This is a genomic window from Lentzea aerocolonigenes (assembly GCF_000974445.1).
In the GTDB taxonomy this organism is placed as follows: Bacteria; Actinomycetota; Actinomycetes; order Mycobacteriales; family Pseudonocardiaceae; genus Lentzea; species Lentzea aerocolonigenes.
Genome location: NZ_BBOJ01000011.1, coordinates 138837 through 156872 on the forward strand (window position 1 = coordinate 138837; position 18036 = coordinate 156872).

Annotated in this window: 16 protein-coding genes; 10 read left to right on the forward strand and 6 right to left on the reverse strand. The window is 69.8% G+C overall.

The features are described from left to right. The first annotated feature begins 231 nt into the window (after positions 1–231). The 7 genes from AOM45_RS21940 to AOM45_RS21970 all read left to right on the forward strand — a co-directional run bounded on the left by AOM45_RS21940 (position 232) and on the right by AOM45_RS21970 (position 7777). Positions 232–1338 carry an ArsR/SmtB family transcription factor gene (locus AOM45_RS21940; protein WP_030465275.1) on the forward strand — a complete coding sequence of 369 codons (1107 nt, stop codon included), beginning with the start codon at positions 232–234 and terminating at the stop codon, positions 1336–1338. A 95-nt stretch (positions 1339–1433) separates the two neighbouring features. Continuing rightward, positions 1434–2981 (forward strand): ABC transporter substrate-binding protein, encoded by a 1548-nt coding sequence (locus tag AOM45_RS21945; protein WP_030465276.1) that lies wholly within the window; start codon positions 1434–1436, stop codon positions 2979–2981. A gap of 24 nt (positions 2982–3005) precedes the next feature. Next, positions 3006–3836, forward strand: a complete 831-nt coding sequence (locus AOM45_RS21950; RefSeq protein WP_030465277.1) for an ABC transporter permease — start codon at positions 3006–3008, stop codon at positions 3834–3836. Positions 3837–3843: 7 nt separating this feature from the next. Then, the gene (locus AOM45_RS21955; protein WP_030465278.1) at positions 3844–4785 is read left to right on the forward strand and encodes an ABC transporter permease; all 942 of its coding nucleotides are present in this window, start codon (positions 3844–3846) and stop codon (positions 4783–4785) included. Between the two features lie 9 nt (positions 4786–4794). Continuing rightward, positions 4795–5655, forward strand: coding sequence for an ABC transporter ATP-binding protein (locus AOM45_RS21960; RefSeq protein WP_051782764.1), 861 nt, complete (start codon positions 4795–4797; stop codon positions 5653–5655). Then, positions 5652–6428 (forward strand): ATP-binding cassette domain-containing protein, encoded by a 777-nt coding sequence (locus tag AOM45_RS21965; RefSeq protein WP_030465280.1) that lies wholly within the window; start codon positions 5652–5654, stop codon positions 6426–6428. Before AOM45_RS21960 ends, AOM45_RS21965 begins: the two co-directional genes overlap by 4 nt. A gap of 23 nt (positions 6429–6451) precedes the next feature. Further along, on the forward strand, positions 6452–7777 hold the full coding sequence (locus AOM45_RS21970) for an alpha/beta hydrolase domain-containing protein (protein WP_030465281.1): 1326 nt from the start codon (positions 6452–6454) through the stop codon (positions 7775–7777). Here the strand turns inward: AOM45_RS21970 and AOM45_RS21975 are convergent. The 3 genes from AOM45_RS21975 to AOM45_RS21985 form a co-directional block, all read right to left on the reverse strand. Further along, entirely contained in the window at positions 7741–9735 is a 1995-nt protein-coding gene (locus tag AOM45_RS21975) for an ABC transporter ATP-binding protein (protein ID WP_156093578.1), read from the reverse strand. The two genes, AOM45_RS21970 and AOM45_RS21975, sit on opposite strands and share 37 nt — an antisense overlap. Before the next feature lie 11 nt (positions 9736–9746). Then, on the reverse strand, positions 9747–10307 hold the full coding sequence (locus tag AOM45_RS21980) for a TetR/AcrR family transcriptional regulator (protein ID WP_030465283.1): 561 nt from the start codon (positions 10305–10307) through the stop codon (positions 9747–9749). Between the two features lie 63 nt (positions 10308–10370). Continuing rightward, on the reverse strand, positions 10371–11252 hold the full coding sequence (locus tag AOM45_RS21985; protein WP_236703801.1) for an alpha/beta fold hydrolase: 882 nt from the start codon (positions 11250–11252) through the stop codon (positions 10371–10373). Positions 11253–11326: 74 nt separating this feature from the next. Between AOM45_RS21985 and AOM45_RS21990 the strand changes: the two genes are divergently transcribed. The 3 genes from AOM45_RS21990 to AOM45_RS22000 all read left to right on the forward strand — a co-directional run bounded on the left by AOM45_RS21990 (position 11327) and on the right by AOM45_RS22000 (position 15654). Continuing rightward, the gene (locus tag AOM45_RS21990; RefSeq protein WP_030465285.1) at positions 11327–11929 is read left to right on the forward strand and encodes a TetR/AcrR family transcriptional regulator; all 603 of its coding nucleotides are present in this window, start codon (positions 11327–11329) and stop codon (positions 11927–11929) included. Between the two features lie 45 nt (positions 11930–11974). Continuing rightward, positions 11975–14116, forward strand: coding sequence for a DEAD/DEAH box helicase (locus tag AOM45_RS21995; protein ID WP_030465286.1), 2142 nt, complete (start codon positions 11975–11977; stop codon positions 14114–14116). A gap of 92 nt (positions 14117–14208) precedes the next feature. After that, the gene (locus tag AOM45_RS22000; protein ID WP_030465287.1) at positions 14209–15654 is read left to right on the forward strand and encodes a hypothetical protein; all 1446 of its coding nucleotides are present in this window, start codon (positions 14209–14211) and stop codon (positions 15652–15654) included. A gap of 130 nt (positions 15655–15784) precedes the next feature. On the opposite strand, the gene AOM45_RS22005 is transcribed toward AOM45_RS22000, so the two are convergent. The 3 genes from AOM45_RS22005 to AOM45_RS22015 form a co-directional block, all read right to left on the reverse strand. After that, positions 15785–16543 (reverse strand): Rossmann-fold NAD(P)-binding domain-containing protein, encoded by a 759-nt coding sequence (locus AOM45_RS22005; RefSeq protein WP_174517921.1) that lies wholly within the window; start codon positions 16541–16543, stop codon positions 15785–15787. Between the two features lie 235 nt (positions 16544–16778). After that, positions 16779–17300, reverse strand: a complete 522-nt coding sequence (locus AOM45_RS22010; RefSeq protein WP_081901825.1) for a DUF3291 domain-containing protein — start codon at positions 17298–17300, stop codon at positions 16779–16781. A gap of 32 nt (positions 17301–17332) precedes the next feature. Further along, the gene (locus AOM45_RS22015) at positions 17333–17992 is read right to left on the reverse strand and encodes a helix-turn-helix transcriptional regulator (RefSeq protein ID WP_030465290.1); all 660 of its coding nucleotides are present in this window, start codon (positions 17990–17992) and stop codon (positions 17333–17335) included. Positions 17993–18036 lie beyond the last annotated feature (44 nt).

An 18036-nucleotide genomic window follows, 5' to 3' on the forward strand; every position in this document is an offset into this window, starting at 1 on the left:
TCATTCGCGGTTGGAGCGCCTGTCGCCGAGCAGGGCCGGCACAGCGGCGGTGGTCCCGAGGGGCCCGACGTGTCGCTGAAGCCGGCACCGCGACGCCTGATCCGGACGTCATTCGGCCGGCCCGAACGCGGGTGTCCACAGCTGAAGCGACACGTTCCCTCACCCGGATCCGGTACGACCGCCACTGCGGTCACCCCGGATTTCCTGGCCTGACGTCTACACTCGTCCGCCATGTCCGTCCTCCTGCGACTGCACGGCGTGCGGCCGGCCGAGGTGTCGGCGCGCTGTTCGGCGGCCGCCGAGCTGATGGCGTGCCTGCACGTGCTCGCGGAACCGGAGCACCACCCCGACCGGGGTCCGTGGGTGCGGCGGGTGCTCACCGACCTGCCCGAACCGGCGGCGGCGGACCTCGTCGCGTTCGCGCCGCTGTGGGCCCGGTTCCGCACCCGGCTGATGTTGCCGCTGACGCAAGGAGGTTCCGGCGACCTGGACTCCGAACTCGCTGAGATCTCCGGCCTCGACATCGGCGTGTTCATCCAGATGGCCGGCATGGCGATCTTCGGGCTCCGGCAGAACTTCGGCTGGCCGCTGCACGATGCCGCCGATGCACAGGCCTTCGTCCGGGCGTGCGGGGAGCGGTCCACGCGGCGCGGTGTGCTGGCCGCCGAGCTGGTGGCGGATCCGGAACGGTTGCGCGGCCGGTTGATCGGGCTGCTGCACGTGGCGTCGGAGACCTTCTTCGGAGTGCTGTGGCGCAGGCTCCAGCCTGCTCTCCAGCGGTCGGTCGAACGGGTCGAGGCGTCGTTGCGGACGGAGCCGCTGCCTCTGGTCGTGGGGTCGCTCGCGCCGAACTCCGTCATCGACGTCGCGGAGCACACGGTCGAGTTCAGCAAGCTCCAGCAGGCGGCGGTGCCGGTGCGCGGCCGCGGGCTGGTGCTGGTGCCGTCCCACTTCGCGCACCCGCACCTGCTGGTCAAGGCCGAGAAGGTGAAGGGCTGGCCGTCGCAGCAACAGCCGCCCGTCGTCGTCCAGTACCCGGCGGAGCAGCACGGGCCGAGGGGCGCCGACACCCTCGACAAGATCCGGGAGCGGATGCTCGTGCTCACCGACGCCGGGCGGCTGGAGATCTGCCGGCACCTGATCAACGAGCAGTGCACCACCACCGAGCTGGCCTGGCGGACCGGGATGACGCAGCCCCAGGTGTCCCGGCACCTGCGGCGCCTGCGTGAGGCGGGACTGGTCGTGTCCGCACGGCACGGGCGCACCGTCCAGCACCGCATCCAGACCAGCAGGCTCTACGGAATCGGCTACGACCTGGTCGCCGGCATCGTCGGCTGACCATTACCGCACCCGCGGTAACTCCGGGCGCTCCCGGACGGGGACGGACGCATACTTGGCGCCACTCGCCGCCCGACGTCCCCCCAGGAGTGCCGATGAAGACGCCTCGCCAGCTGCTCGCCGCAGCACTCGTGGTGTCCACAGTGGCCGGATGCACCGCACGAGCCACTGTGGACACAGCGACTCCTCGCCGCGGCGGGGAGCTGGTGGTCGCGGGCATGCCCACCGCGCTGGATCCCGTGTACTCGACGCTGCGGAGCAACTGGTCCGCCGCCGCGACCATGTGTGAGGGGCTGTGGGAGAACGACTCCCGCATGGGCGTGCACAACGGGCTGGCCGAGGACTACCGGTACGACGGCGCCACCACCTACACGGTCCGCCTGCGCGGGGGAGTCACGTTCCACGACGGTCAACCGTTGCGGGCGGACGACGTCGCGGCATCTCTGCGCCGGTACGCGGAAAGCAGTCCCGGCGCGACCTTCGGCAAGATCCTCGACGAGGTGTCCGCGGCCGATGACCTGACGGTGGTCATCAGGCTCAAGCAGCCCAGCTCCGCGGTTCCCGCGCTGCTGTCCACTCCGGACACCGCCGCCTACGTCATGCCCGCGTCACTCGTGGCCGACGTGCCGGCGAAGAAGCCCCTCCCGCGCATCATCTGCACCGGACCGTACAAGCTGCGCGAGTTCGTACCGGACCGGCGGGTGGTTCTCGACCGCTTCGACGGGTACCGGGCGCGCACCGAACCGCCGGACGGGGCCAGCGGGGCGAAGAACGCCTACGCCGACCGCGTGAAGTTCATCCCCTACAACGAGTCCAACGTCCTCAACCAGCTCAGGACCGACGCCGTGGACATCGCCCTGTCCGGTCCGCTCATGGACCAGCTGCCGAGCTACCGGCGTGACGGACTGTTGAACCCGGTCGTCGTGCCGGGCGGCCAGTTCCGGCTCGTGCAGTTCAACCTCAAGCAGGGGCCCGCGACGAACCTCGAGCTGCGCCAGGCGGTTCAGCGGGCACTCGACCCGGCGCAGATCGCCCTGCAGAGCCTCGGCTCGACCGAGAGCTTCATCGACGACTCCAGCATGTTCCTGAAGACCTCGCCGTGGCACTCGACCGCAGGAAGCGAGGTCTACCGGGCGGCCCCGGACGTCGAGGGCGCGCGGAAAGCGTTGGCAGAGGCGGGTTACGACGGCACGCCGTTGCGGATCCTGTACCGGCCCAGCCGTGATCCGCACGCCGAACTGGTCCGCCAGCAGCTCGCCGCCGCGGGGATCAACGTCACCCTGCTGGCCACCGACGAGACCAGCTTCACCGCCCGCCGCGCGGACCCGGCGCAGTGGGACCTGTTCCTCGCCACCGGCACCAGCTACTCGGACCCGTTGACGGTGGTGTTCCTCAGCTCCGGTTTCCCCGGCTGGTGGAACACCCCGGCGAAGAACGCGCTGATGAACCGCATCCTCTCCGGCGCGGACGCACCCGCCCGGCAGGCCGCGTGGACCGAGCTGCAGGAGCTCGTGTGGACCGACCTGCCGTTCGTGAAGCTCGGCTTCGAGGGGAACCTCGCCGTCACCAGCACGCGGGTCGGCGGGTTCACGCCGGCGCTCGGCACGGTCCGCGGCTTCTACAACGTCTGGCTCGGCCGCTAGCTCGCCTCGTACGAAGGAAATCCCATGCTGCGACAACGTTTCCAAGACCTGGTGCGCGATCGGACCGCGATGGCGGGGGCGGCGCTGCTCGGACTGATGATCGCCCTCGCCGTGCTGGCCCCGCTGCTCGGTGGTGACCCCTACCGCGTCGATCCCACGATCACGTTGCGCCCGCCCAGCGCGAGCCACTGGTTCGGCACGGACGAGAAGGGCAGGGACCTCTGGACGATGGTGGTCCACGGCGCCCGCACGTCACTGGCCATCGGCGCCGTGACGACCGCGCTCGCCGTCGTGACGGGCTACGTGCTCGGCGTTGCGTGCGGGTACTTCCGCTGGGTCGACGCCGTCGTGATGCGGGTGGTGGACGGACTGATGTCGTTCCCGTCGATCGTGCTGGTGATCAGTCTGGTCGGCGTGCTCGGCGACGGCGTCGCCACGATGATCACCGGGCTCACCGTCGTGCTGATCCCGATGGTCACTCGAGTCGTGCGGGGTGCGGCGCTCGCGGTGAAGGCGATGCCGATGGTCGAGTCGACGCGCTCGCTCGGGTCCCGCACGAGCTGGGTGCTGCTCCGTTATGTCGCACCCGAGGCGCTGTCGGTGACGATCGTGCAGGCCGCGCTGGCGTTCTCGGTGACTGTGCTGTCCGTGGCGGCGCTGAGCTTCCTCGGCATCGGGCTGCCTCCGGACGTGCCGAGCTGGGGCACGAGCCTGTCGGCGGCCCAGCAGTACTTCTACTCGGCCTGGTGGATCGGGGTGTTCCCGGGCCTCGCCATCGTGACGACGGTGCTCGGGCTCGTGCTGCTCGGCGACGGCCTCCGCGACGTGTTCGACCCCCGGTCGGCGAGGAAGTGAGAACCCCGTGACCAACTACCTCCTCAAGCGCCTCGGCGCGCTCCTGCCCACCGTCGCCGTCCCGATGGTGCTGCTGTTCGTGATGCTGCGGCTGGCACCTGGCGACCCGGCGGCGGCCATCGCGGGCGATTCCGCGACCACGGAAGAGATCGCGGAGGTCCGCGGCAGGCTCGGACTGGACGCCTCGCTGTGGGACCAGTTCCTCGGCTGGCTCGGCAGGGTCGTGCGGCTCGACTTCGGCGACTCGCTGTTCGCCGAGCTCAGGGTGTCCGGGCTGGTGTTCGAGCACGCGCAGGTGACGGTGCAGCTCACCGTGCTCGCGCTCACCGTGGCGCTGCTGATCGGCCCTTTCCTCGGCATCGCCGCGGGTACCCGCAGGCACGGCCTTCTCGACCGGGTGCTGGTCTTCGGCTCGTCGATCGGCATCGCGGTGCCCAGCTTCTGGCTCGCCGTCCTGCTGATCGCGGTGTTCGGCGTGGTCTGGCAGGTCTTCCCGGTCGCCGGGTACGTCCCGTTCAGCGAGGACCCGGTGCTGTTCCTGCACCACCTGGCGCTGCCCGCGATCTCGCTGGGACTGGTGGAGGCGGCCACGTTGTTCCGCTACAGCCGGGCGGGCGTGCTGGACTCGCTGCACCAGCCGTTCGTGACCACCGCACGGTCGATGGGGCTGCCCGAACGCATGGTGATCCGGAAGTACGTCTTCCGCGCGGCCGTGGTGCCGATGGTGACCGTCGTCGGCCTGACCACCGGCTCGTTGATGGGCGGGGCCGTGGTCACCGAGTCCGTCTTCTCCGTCCCCGGCCTGGGACAGCTCCTGCTGACCGCGGTGCAACGCCGCGACTACCCCGTCATCGAGGGCTGCATCTTCTTCATCGCCGTGGTCTACGTCCTGCTGAACCTGCTGATCGACCTGCTCTATTCGCTGCTCGACCCGCGCATCCGCTACTGAGGAGTCGGCGTGCACACCACAACAGAGCCACTGCTGCGCGTTTCCGGGCTCTCCGCGCGCATCGGGGATCTCCCGCTGGTGCAGGAGGTCGGTTTCGAGGTCCACCGCGGCCGGACGCTCGCGGTCGTCGGCGAGTCCGGCTCGGGCAAGAGCATCACCGCCGCCGCCGTCATGGGCATCCTGCCACCGCAGATCACCGCGGAGGGCTCGGTGTTCTTCGACGGAACGGAGCTGCTCGGCGAGCCGGCGAAACGACGACGTGCCCGTGGGGGAGCGGAGATCGGTTACGTGTTCCAGGAACCGATGAGCGCCCTGCACCCGTTGCTGCGCATCGGCACCCAGATGATCCGCCCGTTGCGCCACCACCTCGGTCTGGGCCGCCGGGAAGCCCGCGACCAGGCCCTCGAACTGCTGGAGCAGGTCGGCCTGGGCAGGGAACGGAAGGTGCTCGACGCGTACGTGCACGAGCTGTCCGGCGGCATGCGCCAGCGCGTCATGATCGCGATGGCGATCTCGTGCCGGCCCCGGTTGCTGCTGGCCGACGAACCGACGACGGCGCTCGATCCCACCGTGCAGCAACAGATCCTGGGACTGCTCGTGCGGCTGCGCGAGCAGCTCGACCTCGCACTCGTGCTGATCAGCCACGACCTCGGGCTGGTCGCCCGCCACAGCGACGAGGTGCTGGTGATGTACGACGGACGGGTCGTCGAACAGGGCCCGACCGCGCAGGTCGTCGACAGGCCCGAGCACCCCTACACCCGTGCGCTGATCGACGCGGCGCCCCGGCTCGGCCGTCGTCCCGACCGGCTTCCCACGATCGACGGCGCGGTGCTCGAACAGACCCGTGCGATGGCAGGAGGTGCGCGATGACCGTGGTGCTGGACCTCGACGGCGTGGGCAAGGACTTCTCCGCCGGTCCGTTCTTCGCGCGCCGTCGCACGGCCGCCGTCACGTCGGTGAGCCTGCGCGTGCACGCCGGTGAGACGGTCGGCCTGGTGGGGGAGTCGGGCAGTGGCAAGTCGACGCTCGGCCGCATGGCGATCGGCCTGCTGTCCCCCGACCGCGGCAGGGTGACGGTGCAAGGGCAGCCCCTCGCTTCGTTGACCCCCGGCAAGATGCGCACGTTCCGGCGGACGATGCAGATGGTCTTCCAGGACTCGTCCAACTCGCTCAACCCCCGGATGACCCTGGAGGACCTGCTCGTCGAACCGTTCCGGGCGCAGGGCCTGCACACCCGCTCGCAACGGCGGCACCGCGCGGCCGCGCTCGCCGACGAGGTCGGGCTCGCCCGCGGAAGTCTCGTCCGGCTGCCGCACGAGTTCTCCGGTGGCCAGCGCCAGCGCATCTCCATCGCCAGGGCGCTGGCGCTCGAACCGGACCTCCTCGTCGCCGACGAACCCGTCTCGGCCCTCGACGTCTCGGTCCAGGCGCAGATCCTGAACCTGTTCAAGGACATCCAGCAGGCGCGGAAGTTCGCGATGCTGTTCGTCTCGCACGACATGGCGGTCGTCGAGTTCATCAGCGACCAGGTCGCCGTGATGCGGGCCGGCGCGCTGGTCGAGTTCGGCAGCCGCGACGACGTCTTCGACTCCCCGCAGCAGCCCTACACCCGAACCCTGCTCGACGCCGCACCTTCCCTGTGACGGCACTTCACGAGAGGACCTGCATGTCCGTCATCGCGGCCACCACCACCGGCCCGCACCCCGACGTCCCCGGTTCCCGCGCGGTCGTGCTGGAGCCGTACGGCACCGACCGGATGGCGCGGTACGACTACGTTCAGGAGGAGTACCTCGTGTCCGGCAGTGCTGCCGGAACTCCTTACGGCACCAGGATTCTGATTCGCCGTCCTGCCGACCTCGCGCGCTTCAGCGGCACCGTGATCGCCGAGGCCAGCCACATCTGGGGTGGTACCTCGGTGTGGCGCGCGATCAACCGGTTCGTCATGCGGGGCAACCACGTCTGGGTCGAGATCGACTCGCAGGCCCCCTCCGCGATGGGACTGGTCGCGGGCGCCGACCCGGACCGCTACCGGTCGTTCACGTTCGCGGAAAGCCCGCTCTCCCAGCAGTTCGCCGCCACCATCCCGTTCTCGCCCGACGCGGACTACGCCGAGGTGGTGGCGGAGTACGACAGGTTCATGCGGCAGTGGTGGGACGCGACACCGCAGTCGCCGGAGATCCTCGCCCAGGTCTCCGCCGCGCTGCGAGAAGGCCTGCCCGGCACCGGAATCAAGGCGCGCAAGGTGTTCCTCGGCGGCATCTCCCAGACCGGCGGCGTGGTGCGCGAGTTCATCCGCCACCACCACGACCGGCTGCGGCTCACCGGCGGTGCGCCCGCCTTCGACGGGTACCTGCCGGGAGCGTCCGGTGGTCCCGCCCTGCCCGACATCGACGTCCCCGTCATCGAGGTGCTCGGTGAGGCCGAGTTCCAGAGCGTCCGCCGCCGCTGCGGAGTCGGCGGGCAGGTGCGCGGCCTGAGCCACCGCCGTGCCGACAGCCCGAGCTTCCGCCTGTACGAGGTGGCCGGCATGGCGCACCGGGAGACCCGTGAGATGTCCGCCGCCGACCGCGAGCGGCTCGCCAGGTGCCCGCTCCCCGCGGGTGCTCGGTGGAGCACCTTTCCGAACAGCCACGTGTACCACGCGTTGTGGCAGGCGCTGCTGGACTGGTCGGACACCGGACGAGCGCCCGCGCCGAGCATGGTGCTCGCCACCGAGGGGGACACCGACGAGATCCTGCGCGACGAGCACGGCAACGCGCTCGGTGGCTGGCGGACCACCCACGTCGACGTGCCGACGTCCACGCTGACCGCGGCGACCCCGCTCGGGCGCCCCAGCTGGTACCACGGCAACGAGATCCCCTTCGACCCCGCCAGGTTCGAGCAGCTGTACGGCAACGTCGAGCGCTGGCAGCGCAAGGTCGCCGACCGGCTGGAGCACTACCTGCAGGAGCAGACCTACCTGCCGATCGACGCCGAGGAGCTGCGGCGCTGATTCCCGTCGCCGCCGCTGGGCACCTCGTCGAGGTAGGCCTTGGCCTGCAACGTGAACAGCTCGGCGTATCCGGCCCCGGCCGCCATCAGCTCCTCGTGCGTCCCGTACTCGGCGACCTTCCCGTGCTCCAGCAGCAGGATCCGCTCCGCCTGCCGCACGGTCGAGAACCGGTGCGAGATGTACAGCGTCGTGCGGCCCTCCGACAGTTCCCGCAGCCGCGCGAACAGGTCGTGCTCCGCCTGCGCGTCCAGCGCCGACGTCGGCTCGTCGAGCACCAGGATCGGTGCCTCCCGCTGGAACGCCCTGGCCAGCGCGATCTTCTGCCACTCGCCGCCGGACAGGCTGACGCCCTGGTCGAACCAGCGGCCCAGCGGGCTGTCGTAGCCCTGGGGGAGTCGCTCGATCCTCTCGTCGGCGCCGGCGCGGCGGGCCGAGTCCTCGATGTGCGGCCGGTCTTCGAGCCGGGTCAGGTCGCCCAGGCCGATGTTCTCCGCGGCGGTGCCCTGGTACGTCACGTAGTCCTGGAACATCGCGCTGATCCGCGTGCGCAGCTCCACGGGGTCGTACTCCCGAATGTCCACGCCGTCGAGCAGGATGCGGCCGCCGGTCGGGTCGTAGAGCCGGCAGAGCAGCTTGAACAACGTCGACTTGCCCGCGCCGTTGCGGCCCACCACCGCGACCGTCTCGCCGGGGCGGATCTCGAAGCTCACGTCGTCGAGCGCGGGCTCCTCGGCGCCGGGGTAGCTGAAGGTCACCGAGTCGAACTCGATGTGTCCCTCCACTGTGGACGGCATTGGGCGTGGCGACGCCGGTGCCGTGATCTCCGGCTTGGTGGCGAGGAACCGGTACAACGTGTCGAGGTAGAGGTTGTTCTCGTACATCCCCGAAAAGGCCGTGAAGAGACCGGACACGGACGTCTGCACGGACGCCGCGGCGGCCGTGTACAGCGCGAGGTCTCCGAGCGTGAGTCGTCCGCCGACCGCTTCCAGCGCGATGTACAGGGTGATCGCCGAACCCGCGAACGTGCTCAGCAGTCCCCAGGAGGTCGAGCTGATGTTGCGGTTGATCGTGAGCTTGCGCTGCCGCTCGTAGGAGACGGTGCCGAGCCGGCGGAACCGGTCGACGAAGTACGGGCCGAGCCCGAACAGCTTCGTCTCCTTGGCGTAGGTGTCCGTCGTGACCAAAGAGGACAGGTAGTCCATCCGGCGCTTGATCGGCGACATCATGAACGTCAGCCAGAACGCGCGCGTGCCGTACTTCGACTGGGAGATGAACGCCGGGATCGGCGCCAGCAGTGCGACCAGGGCCAGCACCGGGCTGATCGAGACGAGCAGCGCGACCATGCTGCCGAACGTGATCAGCGTGCGCAGGAGGCCCAGGGCGGAGTTCATCATCGACAGCGGCCGCGTCGGTGCTTCCTGCGCGGCCTGGCGCAGCATGTCGTACGACGTCGAGCCCTCGAAGTACGCGAGGTGCAGTTCGCTGGCGTGCGCCATCACCTGGTGGCGGATGGTCAGCGTCATGCGTTCCTGCAGCAGCGACTGCGCGATCGACGTCAGCGCGCTGCTGATCGCGATCGCGGCGAGCACGCCGAACTGGAGCAACGCGATCCGCGCGATGTCGCCGGTGGTGCCGGTGTGCTGGATCGCCGCGACGACGGAGTCCAGCAGCAGCTTCGCGATGTACGCGGTCACGGTCGGCAGGAGGCCCGACAGGAGCGTGATCAGCGTCAGGACGACCGTCAGTGCCGGGCTGGCCTGCCACGTCAGCTTCGCGACCTTCGGCAGGCCGCGGACGGTCCCCGCCACGGACGTCCTCGCGCGCTTCAGCCGGGAACGCAGGTCCCGCGGTCCGTCCTCCGGCTTCGCCTCGGGAATGTCGACCGGTCCGGTGAGCCCGCTGTCCGGCACGGTGGCCGCACGCCGCCGACGACCGCGCCGGCCCAGCATGAACTCCACACCGTCCGGGTTCATCCGGCCTCCACGGCGCCGTGGAGGAAGAAGTCGACCACCTGGCGCGTGGTGGGCGCGTCGTCCGACGCCATTCGGCGGCCGCCGAACAGCAGGGTCAGGAAGAGACCGGCGAGCTGCTCGGGCGGCAGTCGCAGCCGATCCTGCTCCGGCGTGAACAGCTCGACCATTGCCGCTCGGATGGCGGCCATCGACTCGCGGCGGCCGCCCTTGCGTTCGGGGTCGCGGCGCTTGATCCGGCCGGACGCGTGCAGCGCTCCCATCAGCGCGCCCATCCGTTCAAGATGGGCACCGAGCGCTTCGGCGGCTTCGACGAGCCGGTCTTCCAGGGGCTGGTCGAGGGGGATCTCGGCGATCGCGTCGAGCACGTGATCGGGCCTGAGCGCCTCGGCCGTGCAGGCGTCGAACAGCTCGTCCTTGTCCTTGAACGCGCGGAAGATGGTGCCCTCGCCGATGCCGGCGGCGCGGGCGATCTGGCTGCTCGTCACGTTCGCGCCGTGCTCGATCAGGAGCGGCAGCACGGCGTGCACGATCATGGCGCGCCGGTCCTCCGCGCTCATGCTGGGTGCTCTTCGCCGGGTTTCGGCTGTTGGTGTCATGCACCCATGATGCGGAGTGAGCGCTCACTCCGTCAAACGACTATTCTCCGCGACGAGGGTGAGGATCCGGGAGATCACGAGCTCTGGTTCCTCCAGGGGCAGCGCGTGGGTGGTCTTCGGCACGATCTCCGCGTGGAGGCGGGGATTGAGTGCCTCGACGCGGGCAGCGAGCTCGCGCGCGTTGAAGACGCCGTTGCGTTCGGCGAGCACGAAGTGGACGGGCACGTCGATCGCGCGCAGTTCGTCGTCGGTGAACACGTGCTGCGGCGGGAAGTGCGGTTTGTACTTGAGCCCGCGGATCACCAGCGGGGCCAGGGTGCGGCGCGCGTAGGGATCTCCGGAGAAGATCCGGCGCAGGATCGGCGCCGGTAGCAGCCAGCGGAACATCTGGCCGAAGCTCCAGAGGACGAACCGCGGCCCGATGGTCCCGAAGCCCCCTGGTTCGATGGCGATCACGCTCGAGATCCGGTCGCCGGAACGCGTGGCGAGGTCCAGCGCCAGCCAGGCGCCGCGGGAGATCCCGACCAGGTGGAACTTCTCGTGACTCAGGCCCGCGAGCACGTCGGCGAGCCAGTCCGCCTGGTCCTGGCCGCTCTGCACGGGACGCGTCTGGACCGAGCGGCCCGGTTCGCCGATCGTGTCCACCGCGTACACCGTGTGCCGCGCGGCCAGTTCGGCGACGAAGGGGTACCAGGACAACGACGTGCCCATGACACCGTGCAGCAGCACGATCGGCGTGCCCTGTCCGGTTCCGCTACGGCGGACGTGGGTCGGCCCGAACCGCGTCTCGACGTCCAGCTCCTCGGACGGAACCGGCCACTTCCGCAGGATCGCGTCGTACGTGGCGAAGTACTTCTCCTGCGCCTTCTGATCCACGAACTTTCCGAGCATCTCGACCCCCAGCACTTTTTCCAATGCAGATGCAATGTTATAGCAGCCGGCCCGCCCGGCCAACAGAGTCGGTGTGGCACAGTGATCTCGTGCCGAAACGCGTTGACCACGACGAGAGAAGACGGGAGATCACGGAGGCGCTCTTCCGGATCGCGGCGACGCAGGGCCTTCAGGCAGTGACGCTGCGGGCCGTCGCGGCGGAGGCCGGCATCTCGATGTTCCAGGTGCAGTACTACTTCCCGACCAAGGAGCAGATGCTGCGGTACGCCTGGCAACGCATCGCGGAACTGAGTGCCGAGCGGTCAGGGCGAGACATCGCCGAGGCGATGCGGACCGGCGACGAACGCGCCGTCATCCGCGCGTGCCTGTTCGCCGTGCTCCCGACCGACGAGCGCAGCCGCATGCTGTGCGCGGTGCAGATCGCCTACTTCGCCGTCGACGTCACCCGCGGCGGCCAGGCTCCCGATCAGCAGGCCATGCTGCCGCACCTCGTGCGCCTGCTCACCGACCAGCTGGACCAGGGCCGGCAGCGCGGCAGGGTTCCCGCGCACCTCGACGCCGGGCTGGAGGCCGACGCGCTCGCGACCATGACCGCGGGCCTGCTCAGCGCGATCCTGGTCGACGCCTACGACATGAAGCAGGCGACGCGGATCATCGACTACCGGCTCGGACACCTGTTCCCCGGCTCGTGATCACCGCGTTTCGGTACTCTCTGACCGCCTGACGGAAGGACACGGGTGGACGACTCGTCGAAGGTCGGTAGGCGTGCTCGCGCGGTGCTGGCCGCGGCGAAGGCGTTCCGCGCCGAAGCGGCAGGGGTGCGCGCGGAACCGGAACGGCTGCTCGCGCTCGCCGCCGCGCAGTACCAGGCGGTGCGGGACTCGCTGGTGGCCGACCAGATCCGCGCCATGCCGGTGGACAAGCTGCGCGACACGAAGGCGAACCTGCGGCTGAGCAAGGTGAAAGCCGCCGGGTACCGGACCGTCGCCGACGTCGCCGGGGCGCGCCCGGAAGAACTCGACCGCGTGCACGGAGTCGGCCGGCAGTCCGCCGAGCAGATCGTGCGGGTCGCCCGTGCGGTCGTCGAGGGTGTCGCGCGTGAGACGACGGTCCGGCTGAACCCCGACCGCGCCGACCGCGTCCAGACCGAGCTGCTGCAGCTGATGTCCAAGCTGCGCAGGGCGAACCAGCTCGTCGGGCCGTTGCTCGAGCCGCTCGCGGACGTGCTGGGCAGGGTCGACGCCGACCTGCGTGCCGCGTCCCGCGCCCGGAGCCGGGTGTGGATGTTCTTCTCGTCGCGGAAGAAGCGCCAGGCCGCCGTCGACTCGCTCGAGCGGCTCGACGCACTGCTGGCCAGCCGTGACGTGGCGGCGTTGCGCGCGGTGGGCAAGCAGTTGCGCGTGCCGGACCTGGACCACCGCGCGTTGTGGCGCGACTACGAGCTCGACGCGGCTGCCTACAACACGCTCCTCGCCGACGTCGCCGGTGCGGACGCGGTGCCGGATCGCAGTGCCGCCAAGGGTTTCGTCCCGGCCGACATCGAGCACGAGGTCGACGCGACCCCGCTGGACACGAGTCTGCTGAAGGTGTCGCTGCGCGGCTACCAGGTGTTCGGCGCCAAGTTCGCGCTGGCCCGCAAACGCGTCATCATCGGCGACGAGATGGGACTGGGCAAGACGATCGAGGCCGTCGCGGTGATGGCCAGCCTCGCCGCCGAGGGGCGGCGCGGGTTCCTGGTGGTCTGCCCGGCGAGCGTCGTCGTCAACTGGGTCAACGAGATCGCCAGGCACAGCGACCTCGTTCCGCACCGGATGCACGGCGCGGGCCGCGACGGCGCCGTCAGCGAGTGGCTGGCGCAGGGCGGCGTCGGCGTGACGACCTTCGGCACGTTGCCGAAACTGGTGCTGCCGAAGAGGTTCCGCCCGACGATGGTCGTGGTCGACGAGGCGCACTACGTGAAGAACCCGGACACGCAACGCTCGCAGGCGGTCAACACCATCGTGCAACGCGCGGAGCGGGCCGTGCTCCTCACCGGCACGCCGATGGAGAACCGCGTCGAGGAGTTCCGCAACCTGGTCGCCTACCTCCAGCCGAGCGTCGCGGCCCGCACGGGCGCGATCGACGCGGTGGTGGGAGCGAAGGCGTTCCGGCGTGTCGTCGCACCGGTGTACCTGCGGCGCAACCAGGAGGACGTGCTGGGGGAGTTGCCCGAGCTGCTGGAGGTGGAGGACTGGGTCGAGTTCGGCAGGCAGGACCGGCGCGCGTACCGCGACGCGGTGCGCGAGGGCAACCTGATGGCGATGCGCCGCGCCGCCTACACGCCCGGCACGCCCCGCGGCTCCGCGAAGCTGGAGCGCCTGCTGGAGATCATCGAGGAGTCGAAGGACAACGGCTGGAAAGTCGTGGTGTTCTCGTACTTCCACGACGTGCTGGACACGGTCGCGGACCACGTCGAAGTCTTCGGCCCACTGACCGGCGCGACGTCGGCGCAGGCCCGTCAGCAACTGGTGGACGCGTTCACGGCGCGCGAGGGCCACGCGGTGCTGGCGGCCCAGATCGAGGCAGGCGGCGTGGGCCTCAACATCCAGGCCGCGTCCGTGGTGATCATCGCCGAGCCGCAGTGGAAGCCGAGCACGGAGGACCAGGCGATCGCCCGTTGCCACCGGATGGGCCAGGTCCGCAAGGTCCACGTGCACCGGTTGCTGGTCAAGGACAGCGTGGACGCGCGGGTGCAGGAGATCCGTGACCACAAGACCCTGCTGTTCGACCACTACGCGCGCGAAAGCGACACGAAGCACTCACACGCGAGCGCACTGGACTCGGCCGTGTCGGTGGAACAGCGAGTGGTGCAGGCCGAGCAGCAGCGCCTCGGTCTTTAGCTTCGGAACTCGCCGGGCCGTCGTCGGCAACCGCTTGTGGACACGTTCATTTTCAGATGACCGTTGGACGTGCAGCCGTCAGAATCGGCCGCATGCTGAACCCGCCGCAGATCCGCAGCCGCCTGGGTGAGAGTGCCGCAGCGGCCTTGCAGGGCGACCTGGTCGTTCTGGACGAGACCGCGTCCTGGCTCACCTCGGTGACCGCACGTGAGTTGCTGCGGATCGACCACGATGCTCGCCAGTTCCGCTACGAGGGGCCGGCGCTGGGCAGGTCGGAGCAGTGGACGAGCGAGGTTCTGGCGAGTCCGTTGCCTGTCGTCGCGGTGCTGGCCAGCATGCACCCGGACGGACACGTGCGTGAGCGCGCCGTTCGGTCGTTGGTCACCTCGCTCGACGCGGTGAGCGATCGCGCGCTGGCAGTCCGGGTCAGCGACCACGTCGGGGTGATCCGCGAGGTGGCTGTGCGTGAGGTGCTGCGACGACGGACGTTGGATCAGGCCGACCGCGTGGTGCCGCTGTTGCGTCGGATCGAGGAGCGCGGCCGGGGCTCCGAGGTTCTGGCGCTGTACCTGCACACGTTGGTCGCCGAGCACGGTGAGGCGAACGTGTGGGCCCGTCTGAGGAATTCAGCGGACCACGACCTCCGGCGCTCCGCCTTCCGGCACAGCTTCGACTCCGGACTGCTCGGGCTGCCGGACGCGGTCGTGCTGCTGCCCGGAGAGAGGGACCAGGCGGTCCGTCGGCGGCTCATCGAGGTCATCGCCGACTCGGCGACTCCTGACGTCATCGCCAGGGTGCTGCTGCGCGACCGGTCCGCCGAGAGCCGCACCCAGGCCTTGGTGAAGCTGACGGCCGCGCAGCTCGACCCGGTAGACGTGGAGCGGCTTCTGCTCGACTCTTCGGTGCTCACCCGTCTGTGGGCGCGTCGTCGCTGGCAGGAAATGGGACACGACCCGGCCATCGTCTACGCCACGTCCGCGCGTTCCACCGCCATGCCGATCGTGCGCGCTCGCGCCTACCTCGGCCTCGCCGAGACCGGCACCGCCGTCGAACGCCAGGAGGTCGTCGCCCTCGTCCGCAGCACGGAGCTTCCGCTGCGGAAAGTCGGTCTGTCGTTGCTGCGGGGCCGTGCCACCGCCGAGGACATCCCGTTGTTGCTCCAGTCGGTGGCCGGTGACCACTCGCGAGTGGCTCGCCTGACCGCCGAGGTCCTCATCGGCAGCCCTGGCTTGTGGACCTCCACCGAACTGGCCCCGCTCAAGGCGGCCAAAGACCCGGAACTTCGCCGCCGGGCCTGGTGGATCCACCGCCGCCGCGGCGGGTGGGAAGCAGTCATCGCTGATCTCGAGCTCCTCCACGACTCCGACCCGCGGCTGGCCGGCTTGGGGCGGCAGCGCGACCTGCCGATGTACTCGCGGCCGACCCCCGCGCAGCAGCGGCGCATCACGGACCTGCTCTCCACCGCCCCCGTCGAGCGCCTCCAACGTCGCCTCATCGCGTTCGCTGCCGGACTTCCCGACCTGGCTGCGCCGTCGTAGGTGAACGACCGGGTGCTGCTGCCCCTGGTCTTGACCTGGATCTTGTCGGTGTCGGTGCCGTCTGGCTTGGTGTAGCGGCTGGTGGTCTTCAACAGCTCACCGCCACCGGGCCGGGTGACGGTCACCGAGGTCAGCTCTGGCTGTGCTCGTGCGAAGTGTTGTGCGGTAACCAGATCTTCTCTGCGCGGAGGCTGGCCTGTGGGGTGAAGTAGTCGCCGGTCGCGAGGTCCTCCAGCAACGTGGGGTGCCGCGGCGCCCAGCCCAGGAGTGCCTGGGTGTGCTCGCTGGAGACGGGCACGTCGAGGGAGAAGAACCTGGCCAGGAATGGGTTCCCGAGATGTTCGGCGGCCCGTTCGATGGTCAGCGAGGCGGTGGGGATGTCGAGCATTTCTGCGATCTGCTCCGCGATGCTCCTGATCGTGACGGCGCTTTCGCCGACGCCGTGCAGCACGGTCCCGGCGGGAGCTTTCTCCAACGCCAGCCGGAAGAGGCCGGCGGCGTCTGCGCGGTGGACGGCGGGCCAACGATTGGTACCGTCACCGATGTAGGCCGAGACGCCTGACCTGCGCGCGGCCGCGATGAGCGCTGGAATGAACCCGTAGTCGCCCAGGCCGTGCACGGTCGGTGCGAGTCGCACGACGCTGGCTCGGACCCCCAGATCAGCGAAGCCCAGACAAGCCTGTTCGCCTGGGATGCGGAAGGCGGCGATCGAACCGGGATCCGGCGCGTCCTGCTCGGTGCTGATCCGGCCGGCCTTCGTCACCAAGGTGCCCGAGGTGCTCACGAACGGCTTGCCGGACCAGGCCAGCGGCTGGCCGAGCGCCTCGATCGCGGCGCGGTCGCGGCGGACGAGGTCATCCGGATCGGCATAGTCGCCGCCGTACGCCATGTGCAGGACGCCGTCGGCGGCCGGCTGGGCCGCCTTTCAGCACGCGGTCCAAGCCTGGATCCACGACCCCGCACAGAGTTTGGACGCACACCTGCTGCGGGCTTTCGGCGACCTGTGCGTCCTCTCCGCGGCCACCACCCTGCCGCCGCAGACCGGCTCAGAACACTGATACCGCACGATCGCGGTCACCGAACGTCGCGACCTGACCTCGAGGTCGTGCATCGGACGGTGCTGGTCACCCGGTGGCGCTCAGCCGGTGGTCTGGGCCTTGGTCGTGTCCGTCGATGTTTGCGACGCCGAGACCGGCGTCCTCGGGCGTGTACGTGTCCCTGAACCCGAAGGCGCTGGGCGACGGGCCGTGCGCGCGCAAATGTCGCAGCCGCTCGACCGCCTCCTCGACGGTGGGCACGTGGCCGGCCGGGATCCACCACATCACCTGGAACGCCGTCTTCGGCAGTTCGAACCACTCGGCGCGGCGTCGGAGCACGTCCAGGTGGCCGCTGCGGTAGACGTAGTCCCACAGGCTGTCGCGACTCTCCCAGACCGACATGTTCACGATGACGTCCGCGCCGAGGGTGGTCTGGACCGCGGTGGCGTCGTTGCTTCCGTCGCCGACCAGTCGCCACACGAACCCGGGCGACCGGTCGGCGACATCGTTCAAGGTGTCCAGCATCGACGTGAAGCCGTGCGTGCGCGGGTCGTCCAGCGGATGTCTCAGGGTGCCCACGTTGAGCTGGGCGAGGTGGTGTCCGGCCATGCCACCCACCTCACCACCCCCACCTCTCTATGTCAATCATCATTATTTTTAGAACTCTCGACGGTGACGCAGCACATCCCGGGCTGCGGATCCAGGCGGGCCCGCAGTCCTTCGGTGTCCTCCAGGAGACCTTCCAACAGCGCCAGGTTCATGCCGCAGATCAGCGCGGGATGCCGCTCCGAAAGGACGTGGAACGGGCAGTTGACCAGGCGAAGGACGGTGCCGTCCGCGTCCGTGCGCGGCTCGTAGCCGCGCGTGGACAGAACGGTCCGCACCGCGTTGAGGTCCTCGATCGGTCCGGCGGCGACCCGCACGGCCCGTCCTTCCCTCGCGGCAGCGGCCCGCAGCTCGACATCCAGCCGGGCGCCGTCCGCCACCTCTGCCAGCAGGTCGGCGGCGGTGCGGTAGTCCCGGGCGGGGACCGAGACGTGGTGTTCGGCGCCCGACCGGCGGTAGAGCTTGGCCGGCCGCCCGGCGCCAGGACCCGAACGCCCGGTGAGTCGCCGGCTCTCGGTGGCGAGCAGCCCGGCGTCGACGAGCTTGTCGAGGTGGAACGCGGCGAGCGTGCGGCCGATCCCGGCGCCCTCGGACGCTTCGTTCCGGCTCACCTCGTGATCTTGGGCGACTACGTACTCGTACAGCTGCCGCCGGACGGGGTCCTGCAGCACGACGATCGCCTCGATGTCCTCCATTCGACCATTCTAAGAACAACGCAGGTTTTCGTTAGAATTCGTGG

Bases quoted from the DNA above. Each gene is read 5' to 3' on its own strand.
- AOM45_RS21940 (WP_030465275.1), top strand. From the start codon at position 232: ATGTCCGTCCTCCTGCGACTGCACGGCGTGCGGCCGGCCGAGGTGTCG.
- AOM45_RS21945 (WP_030465276.1), top strand. From the start codon at position 1,434: ATGAAGACGCCTCGCCAGCTGCTCGCCGCAGCACTCGTGGTGTCCACA.
- AOM45_RS21950 (WP_030465277.1), top strand. From the start codon at position 3,006: ATGCTGCGACAACGTTTCCAAGACCTGGTGCGCGATCGGACCGCGATG.
- AOM45_RS21965 (WP_030465280.1), top strand. From the start codon at position 5,652: ATGACCGTGGTGCTGGACCTCGACGGCGTGGGCAAGGACTTCTCCGCC.
- AOM45_RS21970 (WP_030465281.1), top strand. From the start codon at position 6,452: ATGTCCGTCATCGCGGCCACCACCACCGGCCCGCACCCCGACGTCCCC.
- AOM45_RS21980 (WP_030465283.1), bottom strand. From the start codon at position 10,307: ATGAGCGCGGAGGACCGGCGCGCCATGATCGTGCACGCCGTGCTGCCG.
- AOM45_RS22000 (WP_030465287.1), top strand. From the start codon at position 14,209: ATGCTGAACCCGCCGCAGATCCGCAGCCGCCTGGGTGAGAGTGCCGCA.
- AOM45_RS22005 (WP_174517921.1), bottom strand. From the start codon at position 16,543: ATGGCGTACGGCGGCGACTATGCCGATCCGGATGACCTCGTCCGCCGC.
- AOM45_RS22010 (WP_081901825.1), bottom strand. From the start codon at position 17,300: ATGGCCGGACACCACCTCGCCCAGCTCAACGTGGGCACCCTGAGACAT.
- AOM45_RS22015 (WP_030465290.1), bottom strand. From the start codon at position 17,992: ATGGAGGACATCGAGGCGATCGTCGTGCTGCAGGACCCCGTCCGGCGG.